This is a genomic window from Pseudomonas yamanorum (assembly GCF_900105735.1).
GTDB lineage: Bacteria > Pseudomonadota > Gammaproteobacteria > Pseudomonadales > Pseudomonadaceae > Aquipseudomonas > Aquipseudomonas yamanorum.
In genome coordinates this window covers 1,282,381-1,296,047 of the sequence record NZ_LT629793.1, presented here as the reverse complement: position 1 = coordinate 1,296,047, position 13,667 = coordinate 1,282,381, and the positions used below count along the sequence as shown (strand labels likewise).

Annotated in this window: 12 protein-coding genes; 8 read left to right on the top strand and 4 right to left on the bottom strand. The window is 60.4% G+C overall.

Going from position 1 to position 13,667, the window contains the following annotated elements:
- Positions 1-123 precede the first annotated feature (123 nt).
- The 7 genes from BLU46_RS06340 to BLU46_RS06310 all read left to right on the top strand — a co-directional run bounded on the left by BLU46_RS06340 (position 124) and on the right by BLU46_RS06310 (position 7,945).
- Entirely contained in the window at positions 124-642 is a 519-nt protein-coding gene (locus BLU46_RS06340; protein WP_017476194.1) for a DUF2059 domain-containing protein, read from the top strand.
- Between the two features lie 6 nt (positions 643-648).
- Positions 649-942, top strand: a complete 294-nt coding sequence (locus tag BLU46_RS06335) for a BolA family protein (RefSeq protein ID WP_003216739.1) — start codon at positions 649-651, stop codon at positions 940-942.
- 227 nt (positions 943-1,169) lie between these two features.
- Positions 1,170-2,114 (top strand): oxygen-dependent tRNA uridine(34) hydroxylase TrhO, encoded by a 945-nt coding sequence (gene trhO / locus BLU46_RS06330; protein WP_093199969.1) that lies wholly within the window; start codon positions 1,170-1,172, stop codon positions 2,112-2,114.
- Between the two features lie 3 nt (positions 2,115-2,117).
- Positions 2,118-2,753: a DsbA family protein gene (locus BLU46_RS06325; RefSeq protein WP_026077813.1), complete on the top strand. Its 636-nt coding sequence runs from the start codon at positions 2,118-2,120 to the stop codon at positions 2,751-2,753.
- Positions 2,746-4,566, top strand: coding sequence for an ABC transporter ATP-binding protein (locus BLU46_RS06320; RefSeq protein ID WP_017476197.1), 1,821 nt, complete (start codon positions 2,746-2,748; stop codon positions 4,564-4,566). The genes BLU46_RS06325 and BLU46_RS06320 overlap by 8 nt, the downstream gene beginning before the upstream one ends.
- A gap of 75 nt (positions 4,567-4,641) precedes the next feature.
- Positions 4,642-7,104, top strand: a complete 2,463-nt coding sequence (locus BLU46_RS06315; RefSeq protein ID WP_093199965.1) for an EAL domain-containing protein — start codon at positions 4,642-4,644, stop codon at positions 7,102-7,104.
- 79 nt (positions 7,105-7,183) lie between these two features.
- Positions 7,184-7,945: a TenA family transcriptional regulator gene (locus tag BLU46_RS06310; RefSeq protein ID WP_207198463.1), complete on the top strand. Its 762-nt coding sequence runs from the start codon at positions 7,184-7,186 to the stop codon at positions 7,943-7,945.
- A 36-nt stretch (positions 7,946-7,981) separates the two neighbouring features.
- On the opposite strand, the gene BLU46_RS06305 is transcribed toward BLU46_RS06310, so the two are convergent.
- From BLU46_RS06305 to BLU46_RS06290, 4 genes are all read right to left on the bottom strand, one after another.
- Positions 7,982-8,908 (bottom strand): GGDEF domain-containing protein, encoded by a 927-nt coding sequence (locus BLU46_RS06305; protein ID WP_063031944.1) that lies wholly within the window; start codon positions 8,906-8,908, stop codon positions 7,982-7,984.
- A 169-nt stretch (positions 8,909-9,077) separates the two neighbouring features.
- Positions 9,078-10,352 (bottom strand): MFS transporter, encoded by a 1,275-nt coding sequence (locus BLU46_RS06300; protein WP_093199960.1) that lies wholly within the window; start codon positions 10,350-10,352, stop codon positions 9,078-9,080.
- A 182-nt stretch (positions 10,353-10,534) separates the two neighbouring features.
- Positions 10,535-11,689, bottom strand: coding sequence for an acyl-CoA dehydrogenase family protein (locus BLU46_RS06295; protein WP_063031942.1), 1,155 nt, complete (start codon positions 11,687-11,689; stop codon positions 10,535-10,537).
- Between the two features lie 69 nt (positions 11,690-11,758).
- Entirely contained in the window at positions 11,759-12,616 is an 858-nt protein-coding gene (locus BLU46_RS06290; RefSeq protein WP_093199956.1) for an IclR family transcriptional regulator, read from the bottom strand.
- 263 nt (positions 12,617-12,879) lie between these two features.
- On the opposite strand from BLU46_RS06290, the gene BLU46_RS06285 reads away from it, so the two are divergent.
- Entirely contained in the window at positions 12,880-13,665 is a 786-nt protein-coding gene (locus BLU46_RS06285) for an enoyl-CoA hydratase (RefSeq protein ID WP_063031938.1), read from the top strand.
- Positions 13,666-13,667 lie beyond the last annotated feature (2 nt).

The following is a 13,667-nucleotide window of genomic DNA, read 5'->3' as shown; positions in this document are numbered from 1 at the left end:
TTTTCATCGGATTCCGCCCCGCAAAACCAGGCCCCATAAGGCGTGGGGTTGAGCCGCGGCGTTTTTTAGGCGCAGAATGGGCGCCCTTGGGGTCTTACCTCGCCTGCTAGAAAAGGAAACTCGATGACTCGTCTTCGTGCCATCTGTACCGCGGTTGCTCTGGTATGTGCCAGCGGCCAGGTTTTTGCCGATACCGCCAGCCACAACGCCAGTGCCGAAGCCTTCCTTACCCTGGCCCATGCCGACAAGCTGGGTACCCCGGTGTACATGCAAGTGCAACAAATGTTCGCCCAGCGTTTCGAGCAGACCAAGGCGCCTGCTTCCAAGCAAACCGTTCTGGACACCTACCAGGCCAAGGCCAACACCGCCCTGGACCAGGCGATCGGCTGGAACAAGCTCAAGCCGGACATGATCAAGCTGTACACCAGTAACTTCAGCGAATCCGAGCTCAAGGACCTGGTTGCGTTCTACCAGTCGCCTCTGGGCAAGAAAGTCCTGGAAAAAATGCCTCAGCTGACCCAGCAATCGGCCCAGATGACCCAGGCCAAGCTGGAAAGCGCGGTACCGGTGGTGAACAAGCTGCTGGAAGACATGACCAACGAGCTGACGCCAAAAGCCCCAGCCCCGGCCAAGAAGAAGTAAACAGGAATGACCATGCAACAGCGTATCGAATCGGCACTCGTCGCCCTGAGCCCGGAACACTTGAGCGTGCTGGATGAAAGCCATATGCACAGCCGTGGGTTGCAGACCCACTTCAAGGCCGTGCTGGTCAGCCAGCAGTTCGAGGGGCTCAACCGCGTCAAGCGCCACCAGAAGGTCTATGCCACCCTGGGTGACCTGATGAGCGAATTCCATGCGTTGGCGCTGCATACCTATACGCCTGAAGAATGGGCGAAAATCGACGCAGCCCCGGCCTCGCCGACCTGCGCCGGCGGACATTGATGGGTATCGACTGAACTCCCCTGTAGGAGCGAGCTCGCTCGCGAAAAACCTGAGAGCGCCGTTGGGTTTCAGGTGTTCCGCGTCAACGTTGACGTCCTTCGCGAGCAAGCTCGCTCCTACAGTTAACGGTTTATCCCTGATAGAATCCGCAACGCGCCGCTTAGTCGGCGCGTTTTTTTTGCATCCGGTTCACCCTTTACGAGGGTAGCCACCTGGAGAGAACACCCATGACTCAAGCAATCGTCGTGGCGGCACTGTATAAGTTCGTCACCCTCGAAGATTACGTCGCCCTGCGCGAGCCACTGCTGCAGGCGATGGTCGATAACGGCATCAAGGGCACCTTGCTGATTGCCGAAGAAGGCATCAACGGCACCGTTTCCGGTAGCCGCGAAGGCATTGATGGCTTGATGGCCTGGCTCAAGAACGACCCGCGCATGGACGACATCGACCACAAAGAGTCGTACTGCGACGAGCAGCCGTTTTACCGCACCAAGGTCAAGCTCAAGAAAGAGATCGTGACCCTGGGCGTCGAAGGCGTCGACCCGAACAAAAAAGTCGGCACCTACGTCAACCCGCAGGACTGGAATGCGCTGATCAGCGACCCTGAAGTACTGCTGATCGATACCCGCAACGACTACGAAGTGTCCATCGGCACTTTTGAAGGTGCGATCGACCCGAAAACCACCAGCTTCCGCGAATTTCCCGACTACATCAAAGCCAACTTCGACCCGGCCAAGCATAAGAAAGTCGCCATGTTCTGCACCGGCGGCATTCGTTGCGAAAAAGCCTCGAGCTATATGCTCAGCGAGGGTTTTGACGAGGTGTACCACCTCAAGGGTGGCATCCTGAAGTACCTCGAAGAGGTGCCGCAGGAAGAAACCAAGTGGCAGGGCGACTGCTTTGTGTTCGACAATCGCGTGACCGTGCGCCACGACTTGAGCGAAGGCGACTACGATCAATGTCATGCCTGCCGCACACCGGTCAGCGTCGAAGACCGTGCATCCGAACACTATGTGGCCGGCATCAGTTGCCCGCATTGCTGGGATAAGCTTTCAGAGAAGACCCGTCGCAGCGCGATCGATCGGCAGAAGCAGATTGAACTGGCCAAGGCCCGCAATATGCCGCACCCGATTGGCTACAACTACAAGCAATCCCCATCCTCCGAGGCCTGAGCCATGTCCGCGCGCCTGCTCTATGTAATGGATCCGATGTGTTCATGGTGCTGGGGGTTCGCTCCAGTGGCCAAGGCGCTGGTTGAGCAGGCCCAGGCCGCAGGCGTGGAGCTGCACCTCGTGGTGGGCGGTCTGCGCACCGGCAGTGGTGCGGCGCTGGAGCCGACTACCCGACGCTACATTCTTGAGCATTGGCAGGCCGTGACTGAAGCCACCGGCCAGCCGTTCAAGCGTGAAGGCGCATTGCCTGATGGCTTTGTCTACGACACCGAGCCGGCTTGCCGTGCCGTGGTCACTGCTCGCAGCCTGGCGCCGGATTGCGCGTGGAAACTGCTGGGCCTGATCCAGCAGGCGTTCTACGTTGAAGGTCGCGACGTGACCCGCGCCGATGTATTGGTGGAATTGGCTGAAACCGCCGGCGTGCCGCGTATCGAATTCGCCGAAGCCTTCGACCGGGCCGATCAGCACGCGGCCACCGCGGCGGATTTCACCTGGGTTCAGGATTTGGGCATCGCCGGTTTCCCGACCTTGCTGGCGGAGCGTAATGGGCAGTTGGCGCTGCTGACCAACGGCTATCAGCCGCTGTCCGAGTTGTCGCCGCTGCTGAGTCGTTGGCTGGAGCGAGCTGCCTGTGCATGATCAGCCTGATCCCGTTGAGCAACCCAAACGCGTCGACCGGCTGACCTGGGCGGAAGTCCGCCGCCTGGCCCTGCATCACAAGAAATCCCTGTGGATCGCCAATGGCGTCGCCGTGCTGGCAACCTTGTGCAGCGTGCCGATTCCATTGCTGTTGCCGCTGCTGGTGGACGAAGTGCTGCTGGGGCATGGTGATGCGGCGCTGAAAGTGATGAATCACGCGTTGCCCCTGGGTTGGCAGAAGGCCGCCGGCTATATCGGCCTGATGCTGCTGGTGACCTTGCTGTTGCGTTGCGGCGCTCTGGTGTTCAACGTGTTGCAGGCGCGGTTGTTTGCGCGGCTGGCCAAGGACATTGTCTATCGCATTCGCGTACGGCTGATTGAGCGCCTCAAGCGCATTTCCCTCAGTGAATACGAAAGCCTGGGCAGCGGTACGGTGACTACGCACCTGGTCACCGACCTGGACACGGTGGACAAATTCGTCGGTGAAACCCTCAGCCGATTCCTGGTGGCGATGCTCACGCTGGTGGGCACGTCCGGGATCCTGATGTGGATGCACTGGAAGCTGGCGCTGTTGATCCTGCTGTTCAACCCGCTGGTGATCTACGCCACGGTGCAGTTGGGCAAACGGGTCAAGCACCTGAAGAAGCTGGAAAACGACAGCACCTCGCGGTTCACCCAGGCCCTCACCGAAACCCTCGATGCGATCCAGGAAGTGCGCGCCGGCAACCGCCAGGGCTTTTTCCTTGGGCGCCTGGGCCAGCGCGCCCAGGAAGTACGGGACTTTGCCGTCAATTCCCAGTGGAAAAGCGATGCCTCCAGCCGCGCCAGTGGCTTGCTGTTCCAGTTCGGTATCGACATCTTCCGCGCGGCGGCGATGCTGACGGTGCTGTTTTCCGACCTGTCTATCGGCCAGATGCTCGCGGTGTTCAGTTACCTGTGGTTCATGATCAGCCCGGTGGAGCAACTGCTGAACCTGCAATATGCCTACTACGCGGCGGGCGGGGCGCTGACACGGATTAACGAACTGCTGGCCCGCGCCGATGAACCGCAATACGCGGGCGGTGCCGATCCGTTTACCGGGCGTGAGACGGTGGGCATCGAGGTGCGTGGCCTGAATTTCGGCTACGGCGAAGAACTGGTGCTCGACCAGTTGAACCTGAACATTGCCCCGGGTGAAAAAGTCGCGATTGTCGGCGCCAGTGGCGGCGGCAAAAGTACCCTGGTGCAACTGTTGCTGGGGCTGTATACGCCGCAGGCAGGCAGCATCCGTTTTGGTGGCTTGACCCAACAGGAAATCGGCCTGGAGACGATTCGCGAGAATGTCTCCGTGGTCCTGCAGCATCCGGCGCTGTTCAACGACACGGTGCGCGCCAACCTGACCATGGGCCGTGAACGCAGCGACCAGGCGTGCTGGCAGGCGTTGGAAATTGCCCAGCTGGATGCGACTGTCAGGGCGCTGCCGTTGGGCCTGGACAGTGTGGTCGGGCGCTCCGGCGTACGCTTCTCCGGCGGGCAGCGGCAGCGCCTGGCTATTGCACGGATGGTGCTGGCGGAGCCAAAAGTGGTAATACTCGACGAAGCCACCTCGGCCCTGGATGCGGCAACCGAATACAACCTGCACCAGGCGCTGGCGCGGTTTCTCAGTGGCCGTACCACCTTGATCATCGCCCACAGGCTGTCGGCGGTGAAACAGGCGGATCGGGTATTGGTGTTTGATGGCGGGCATATTGCCGAAGATGGCGACCATCAGCAGTTGATTGCTGACGGTGGCCTGTACGCCAAACTTTACGGACACTTGCAACAAGTGCGGTGATTTAGCCTACGCTGAGCTATCAGGAGCGGTTTTCACTCGCGTGCGTATTTTAGTTGTGCATGTGCAAGGGACCTCATGAAGCAAAAGCAGACTCTCGGAACCCCTCGGTTATTGGGCATTGTGTGGCCTTTTATCGCCGTCGTACTGTTCCAGGCATTGTTAGGCTGCGTCAGTCTCTACGTGCTCTCGGCGGTGCGCGGTTATGTGGCGGGCGAAAGCCTGTGGTCCAAGGGCCAGAAAGACGCGATCTTTTACCTGACGCTGTACGCCGACAATCGCGACGAAGCCACCTTCCTCAAATACCAGAACGCGATTGCCGTGCCTCAGGGCGGGCATGAACTGCGGGTGGCCCTCGACCGCCCGACCCCGGACCTGACTGCCGCGCGCGCGGGTATCCTCAAGGGCGGCAACCACCGCGACGACGTTTCCAGCCTGATCTGGCTGTACCTCAACTTTCGCCATTTCAGTTACCTCGAAAAGGCCATCGAGCTGTGGACCGTGGGCGATGCCTATCTGGTGCAACTGGACGACCTGGCCCAGGAGATGCATCGGGCAATCCTGGCCAATCAGGTCAGCAGCGCCGATGTGCACGCCTGGAAGGAGCGGATATTCGCCATCAACGACGGGGTGACGCCGGCCGCCAAAGCCTTCAGTGATGCTCTGGGCGAAGGCTCTAGGGTGATTCTGCGCTTGCTGCTGGTGACCAACCTGGCCACGGCGCTGGGCTTGATCGTGCTGGCGCTGCTGCGCACCCACAAGCTGCTCGCCCAGCGACACGCGTTTGCCGACGCGCTTCAGTTAGAGAAGGAGCGGGCGCAGATTACCCTGGAGTCGATTGGCGACGGGGTGATCACCACCGATGTTGACGGCGCCATAGCCTATATGAACCCGGCCGCCGAAGCCCTGACCCACTGGAAAGGCGCCCAGGCCCAGGGACTGCCATTGGCAGCGCTGTTCAACCTGCTGGATGAAAATGCCCAGGCCGACGGTTTTACCTTGATCGAGCGCATATTGAGCGGCCAGCTCGGCGGGGGCAGCGAGCATTCCAAGCTGATCCAGCGCGTGGACGGCACCACCGTGTCCGTCACCCTGGTGGGGGCGCCGATCCGCAGTGCCGGCAAAGTCGTCGGCGCAGTGCTGGTGCTGCACGACATGACCCAGGAGCGCCAATACATCGCCAACCTGTCCTGGCAGGCGACCCACGACGCCTTGACCGGCCTGGCCAACCGGCGCGAGTTTGAGTTCCGCCTGGAGCAGGTGCTGCACAACGTCGGGCGCCAGCAAAGCGGGCGCCATGCCTTGATGTTCCTCGATCTGGATCAGTTCAAGCTGGTTAACGACACCTGTGGGCATGCCGCGGGGGATGAGTTGTTGCGGCATATCTGCGCGCTGCTGCAATCGGACCTGCGCGAAGGCGACACCCTGGCCCGTCTGGGGGGCGATGAGTTCGGCATCCTGTTGGAGAATTGCCCGGCGCCGGTGGCGGAAAAAATCGCCGAGAGCCTGCGCCATACCGTGCAGAGCCTGCATTTTGTGTGGAAGGGCAGGCCGTTTGTCACCACCGTGAGTATCGGCCTGGTGCACATCACGCAAGCCCCGACCACCCTGGAAACCTCGCTGCGGGCCGCCGACATGGCGTGCTACATGGCCAAGGAAAAGGGCCGCAACCGGGTGCAGGTGTATCACGCCGATGACTCGGAATTGTCCCTGCGCTTTGGCGAGATGGCCTGGGTGCAGCGCTTGCATATGGCCCTGGAAGAGAACCGTTTTTGCCTGTACGCCCAGGAAATCGCGCCCCTGGGGCATACGGAGCAGGGCGACGGGCATATCGAAATCCTGCTGCGCCTGCATGACGAGGCGGGGCGGATCATCCTGCCGGACAGTTTTATCCCGGCGGCCGAGCGTTACGGTTTGATGACATCCCTGGACCGCTGGGTGGTGGAGAACGTGTTCAAGATCGTCGCGGGCTGCATGCGTGAGCGCCCGGGCCGGCCCATGGCCATGTGTGCGATCAATCTGTCAGGCATTACCATCGGCGACGAGGACTTTCTCGGGTTCCTGCGTGAGCAGTTCAGCGCCTATGGCATTCCACCGGAAATGATTTGTTTTGAAATTACAGAAACCAGCGCTATCGCGAATTTGGGTAGTGCAATTCGTTTTATCAACGAGCTCAAAGAGTTAGGGTGCTATTTCTCCCTTGATGACTTCTGCGCCGGGATGTCCTCGTTCGCATATCTTAAACATTTACCTGTAGACTTCTTGAAGATCGATGGAAGTTTCGTAAAGGATATGCTGGACGACCCGATTAACCGCGCTATGGTCGAAGTGATCAATCACATCGGTCATGTCATGGGTAAGCGCACGATTGCCGAATTTGTCGAGACACCCCAGATCGAACAAGCCTTGCTTGAGATCGGGGTCGACTATGCTCAGGGATACCTGATCGAGCGACCGCAGTTGTTTACCTTTGATAGTTTGCAGTGTCGACCTGTGCGACCGCAGCCTCTGTTATTCAAGGCGCCTGGCACGTTCCGATGAAACATTTGCTGGTCTGTACATATCACAAATCAAAAGGAGCCCGACAGTGATCGACACATTCAACAGAACCGGCCCGCTTATGGAAGCCTCGAGTTACCCCGCCTGGGCACAACAGCTGATCCAGGCCTGTAGCGAGAGCAAGCGCCGAGTTGTCGAACACGAACTGTACCAGCGCATGCGCGATAACAAGCTCAGCGCCAAGACCATGCGCCACTATCTGATTGGTGGCTGGCCAGTGGTTGAACAGTTTGCGTTGTACATGGCACAGAACCTCACCAAGACCAAATTTGCCCGCCATCCTGGGGAGGACATGGCGCGCCGCTGGCTGATGCGCAATATTCGCGTGGAACTCAACCACGCCGATTATTGGGTGCATTGGGCCCGCGCCCATGGCGTCAGCCTGGAAGAGTTGCAGGCACAGGAAGTGCCGCCGGAGCTGCATGCACTCAGCCATTGGTGCTGGCACACCAGCTCGGCCGATTCGCTGATTGTCGCGATTGCCGCCACCAACTACGCCATCGAGGGGGCCACTGGGGAGTGGTCCGCCGTGGTGTGTTCCACTGGCGTCTATGCCGCGGCTTTCCCTGAGGAAGACCGCAAGCGCGCCATGAAGTGGCTGAAGATGCATGCCCAGTACGATGACGCTCACCCGTGGGAAGCGCTGGAAATCATCTGTACCCTGGCCGGCATGAACCCGACCAAGGAACTGCAGGTAGAGCTGCGTCAAGCGGTGTGCAAGAGCTACGACTACATGTACCTGTTCCTGGAACGCTGCATGCAGTTGGAAAAGTCGGTGGCCACCCCCCGTAAACAACCCACCCTGGTTGCCAGCGAAGCCTGAACCCTGTGATGGCGGGGCCGCTGTGAAGTAAAGCGGTTACCCCGCCATTGCCAGGCGGTTGCGGCCTTCACGCTTGGCCACATACAAGGCGTTGTCCGCCCGGCGCAGCACGCTCTCGGCGGACTCTCCGGCCAGCAAGGTCGAGCAGCCCAGGCTCACGGTCAATTCGATACGTTCATCGTCCGCCCAGTAATCCTGGGCCTGTGCCGCGTGGCGCAGGCGCTCACCGACCATCGACGCCGCGTCCCGGCCGGTGTTGGACAGCAGGATCAGAAACTCTTCCCCGCCAAACCGAAACACCATGTCCACATTGCGCAACTGGCTTTTGATCGAGGCCGCAACGGCCTTGAGCACCTTGTCGCCCGTAGCATGGCCGTGGGTGTCGTTGATGTGCTTGAAGTGGTCGATGTCCAGCATCAGCAAGGACAGCGGCTGCAGGTGCCGGCGGGCCATGTCGATTTCCCGCTGCAGGGTCTGGTCCATGGCGATGCGGTTACCGGTTTCGGTCAGCGGGTCGCGCAGGGCGCTGCGGGTCGCCGCCCGGTAGAGCAGGGCGTTGCGCATCGGGTAGAGCAGGGTGGCCAGCAGCGACTCCAGGTTGGCCAGTTCGTCTTCGAGAAAGCGTTGGTTGCGCCGAAACACCAGTTCGCCGAGGTGCTCGCCTTCGTGGCTGAGGGCATAGCTCACCGAATGATGGCCGCGGTGGCCGTACTCCAGGCGCAGGTCGCTGGCTTCGTGACGGTATTGCAGGGCGTCCAGCGGCACCAGGCGTTGGATTTCGCGGAAGAACAGCGCAAGGATGTGCTCCGGCTCCAGGCTGGTTTGCAATTGCATGCCCAGTTGCTGGCGAAGTTGCTCAACCGTGGCAGGGCGTCGTGTAAGAAGGGACGGCTGACCAAAGCCCAGGCGTTGCAATTTGGCGCTGTCGAAGTCAATTGCGTTGGTCTGGGTCGGTGTTTTCATAAGCGTATGAGCCCCTAAGCACAAAACTGTCTTACAGGCTGGGTGAGAGCGTCGTACTGTTCCTTCAGTTCCGTAGGACTGACGTATAGTCTAGCCCGGTTTGTCGGGGGTTATAACTGCCGCACGTCTTATAGCCGGGCCCGCGTCGCTGCGGGCCCCGGCGTGGGGCTTATTGTTTTTGCGGGTCAAACTGCTTGTCGCGGATAAACAGCGCTGGAATCACTCCGCAGATAAAGTACGCGCCGCCCATCACCAGAAATCCGACGCCGATCGAGCCATGGGACGCCAGGAAGCCAATGGCTGCCGGTGCCACCGCTGCGCCAATTCGGCCAATGTTGTAGGCCCCGCCCACTGCCGAGCCGCGAAATTTCGCCTCGAAGCTTTCGGTCATGTAGGTCGCATTCACGCCGTAGGGAATGCCGTACAGGAACCCGAACACAATCAGCATCCACAAGATGTTGTCCGGGCTCTGGAACAGCACGATCACCGGCAGGAAAATCGCCGTGCCCAGCGCGCCGACGGCGAACACCAGGCGCCGGCCCAGGCGGTCTGCCGCGAGCCCGGCGAGGATTTTGCCGAATATCATCGCCGCGTAGGTACCGACCATGTAGCTGGTCATCGACTTGAAGTTCATCCCCAACTCGCCTTCCAGGTACGACGGCATCCAGTTATTGACGCCGTAGTAGCCAAACTGCAGGAAGCCTGCGGTCAGCGCCCAGAGGACAAACATGCGGCTGGCTTTCGGGTCGCTGAAGATCAGCTTGAACATGCCGTCGGGTTTCTTCGCAGAGACGCGCTTGATACCTTCGGCCTTTTCCCGGGCGCGTTCGGCCTGGGCCTTGATCCAGGCTTGGGGCTCCGGCACCAGGCGTTGCATCAGCACGGCGAGGATCACCGGGATGATCGCTACGTAGAACAACCAGCGCCAGCCGTGGTTCGGCAGAATCCAGCCGGCGAGCAAGGTGGCGACGATGTAGCCCACCGACCAGCCGGCCTGCAGGGTGCCGAGCACGGTGGTGCGATAGCGGGTCGGCACGTACTCGGCCATCAGCGTATTGCACGCGACATACAGCGCGCCCAGCCCGAGGGAGGCGAAGAAGCGTGTGCTCGCGAACTGCCAATAACTGTGGGTCATGCCCAGGATTGCCGTGCCGGCGGAGAACAGCACGATGCTCCAGACCACGGTCTTCACCCGGCCAAAACGATCACAGGCCCAGCCCCCGTAAATCCCGCCGATGGCCATCCCGGCCAGGGTGAAACTGCCCAGGCTGCCGGCTTCGACGCTGGTCAGGCCAAACTCGGCCTTGAGGCTGCTGAGGCTGTAGGACAGCAGCATCAAGTCGGCACCGTCGATCAGCAGGCCGAGGAAGCAGAAGATGAAGACAATGATCCACAGGTTGTTTTTCGCGGGCGACAACGCACCCGCCTGAGCGGCGACTTCCATAGCGATACCTTGTTGTAGTTGTTAGGGCACAAGTTATGGGTGTTGCGGTAATACGGTTGGAACACGGTCACTGTGGGAGCTGGCTTGCCTGCGATAGCATCGCTGCGGTGTCACTGCCAGATCGAGTTGTCTGCATCGCAGGCAAGCCAGCTCCCACACGGGTTCTGTGTTGTTTCTGGGGTTCAGTGCTTGGCCTCGCGAATCATGTTGCGGGCGATCACCAATTGCTGGATCTGCGTGGTGCCTTCATACAGCCGAAACAAGCGCACATCGCGATAGAACCGCTCGATGGCGTACTCGCTCACATACCCGGCACCGCCGTGAATCTGCACGCAACGGTCGGCCACGCGGCCGCACATTTCCGTGGCGAACATCTTCGAGCAGGACGCTTCGGTGCCGATGTTCAGGCCTTCGTCACGCTTGCGCGCAGCGTCTACCACCATGCAACGGGCGGCGTAGATCTCGGCCTTGCTGTCGGCGAGCATCGCCTGGATCAGCTGGAACTCGGCAATCGGCTGGCCAAACTGTTTGCGTTCCAGGGCGTAATTCAGGGCATCGTTGAGCATGCGTTCGGCAGCCCCGACGCTGACGGCGGCGATGTGCAGGCGACCCTTGTCGAGCACCTTCATCGCGGTCTTGAACCCCACGCCTTCGACGCCGCCGATCAACTGGTCGGCCGGCACGCGCACGTTGTCGAAAATCACGTCGCAGGTGTGGGCGCCTTTCTGGCCCATCTTGTGGTCACGCTTTCCCAGGGACAGGCCCGGCGTGTTGCGCTCGACGATAAACGCACTGATGCCGCCCGAGCCCTTGATGTCCGGGTTGGTGCGGGCCATCACGGTGTAGATCCCGGCATGGGGGGCGTTGGTGATAAAGCGCTTGGTGCCGTTGATGACATAGTGGTCACCGTCGCGCACCGCCGTGGTTTTCAGCGAGGCGGCGTCGGAGCCGGAGTCCGGTTCGGTCAGGCAGAACGAGCTGAGCAACTCGCCGCTGGCCAGTTTCGGCAGGTAGTGCTGCTTCTGCGCCTCGGTGCCGTCCAGCAGGATGCCGATGGAACCGATGCCGTTGTTGGTGCCGAAGTAGGAGCGGAATGCCGGAGAGGTTCGGCCCAGTTCAAAGGCCACGTTGACCTCTTCTTCCATGGTCAGCCCGAGGCCGCCGTAGGCTTCGGGCAGGGTCAGGCCGAACAGGCCCAACTCGCGGAACTGGCTGACGATATCCGCCGGGACGTCATCGGTCTCGGCCAGTTCGTTTTCCCGTGGGATCAGCGCTTCGTTGACGAACTGCTGGAGGGTTTCCAGCAACAGATGAAGCGTTTCGGGGTCTCGGATCATGTGCATTCCTCAGCGGCCCGTTCGGCGGGCCTGTTGTCGTCAATCTGCCGAGGCCTTGCACCGATCTGTCTAGCGGGCAGCGGCCTCGATGTTGTTCACCATGTGCTTGAGACGGGGCCCGATGTCGTCCTCGAGTTTCTCCCGGGAAAGGTGAAAACTCGGTCCGCCACAGTTGAACGTCAGCAGCCCATGTTGTGCATGCAACAGCGGTACGGCGATGGCGTTTACATCGCGGTGCCACTCACCGATCGACATGCAGTAGCCGAAATCGGTGTAATCCCGGAAGGCACGTTCCAGGCCCTTCCTGATACCCGGCCAGTCCTCCAGGTGACGCTGGCGGATATGGTCGAGGATAAATTCCCGCTCGTTTTCCGGCATCGCTGCCAGGCAGGCGCGGCCTGCGGAACTCAAGTGCAACGGCAACCGTGTACCGACCTGGCGGCGCATGGTCATGTTGGCTTCGCCCTGGACCACGTCCAGGTACACCATGTCCAAACGGTCGCGGGTGGCCATGGCCACAGCGGCCTGGGCGTACTTGGCCATCGTCTCCATCAGCGGATGGGCCACAGCCCGCACCGACAGGTTCGACAGCATCGCGTAACCGAACGCCATCACCCCTACATCCAGCTGATACCGGCCCGACTGCGGCAGGTGCTTGAGATACCCCAAGCGGGTCAGCGTATGAGTCATCCGTGTAATCGTCGGCTTTGGCAGCCCGGTCTTGCGCGCCAGCTCCTGGTTACCCAGCACGCTTTCGCTGGGGGTGAAGCAACGCAGCAATTCCAAGCCTCGGGCCAGGGCGGTGACGAACTGGCGGTCCTTGTCTTCTTCCTCGTCGGCATTCATCGGATCGATCAGCAAGTGCTCGAACGCGTGGTTGCCGGCCGGTGTTTCTGTTGTGTTCGGGTCCAGGTTTCGACGGCGCATGTTAGTCCCCCTTTTTTTAGAAAATCAACAAAACAAAATTGTATTCCGCACAGCGAAACTAATCAACTTCGCAGTTGATTGTCTTTTTGTTTAATAAAACTCGTCTAAACAACGAGTTATAGCCCGATTTATGGGTGGCTCAGGTTTTTACGTTTACATCACGGCGACTCGGTCCTTATGATTATCGCTAAATACGGAATGTTGTTTCGCATAGCGAAACTGGCAATATCCGAACGAACAAGAACATTGCAGCAGGAGAATTTGTGGCCAGCCTCGACCAACCCGTAGTGCACCTCGACGTCCAGGACAATGGCGTTGCCGTGGTACGCATCCACCGTCCCGAAGTAAAAAACGCCTTGAACGCCCAGGTTCGCGAAGAACTGGCCGAGCATTTTCGTGCCCTGGCCAAGCGACGTGATGTGCGCGCCATCGTGCTCACCGGCGGCGATCAGTTTTTCGTGGCCGGTGCCGACATCAAGGAATTCGCCAGCGCCACGCCGATCGAGATGTACCGCCGGCACACCGAGTATTTGTGGGAAGCCATCAGCCGCTGCCCGAAGCCGGTGATCGCTGCGGTGAACGGTTTTGCCCTGGGGGGCGGTTGTGAGCTGGCCATGCATTGCGACCTGATCGTCGCCGGAGAGTCGGCGCGGTTCGCTCAACCCGAGGTCAAGTTGGGCCTGATGCCGGGCGCCGGTGGCACCCAGCGCCTGGTGCGTGCCGTGGGTAAGTTCCAGGCCATGCGCATCGCGTTGACCGGCTGCATGGTCAAGGCGCCGGAAGCCCTCGCCATGGGCATGCTCAGCGAAGTGGTGGCGGATGACCAGACTATCCCTCGCGCCTTGGAACTGGCCGCGCAGATCGCTGCGTTGCCGCCGCTGGCGGTGGAGCAGATCAAGGAAGTGATGCTCGCCGGCGCCGACCTGCCGCTGGAAAGCGCGCTGGTATTGGAGCGCAAGGCCTTTCAACTGCTGTTCGACTCGGCAGACCAGAAGGAGGGCGCCGCGGCGTTCTTCGAAAAACGCACCGCGAACTACCTGGGGGAATGACA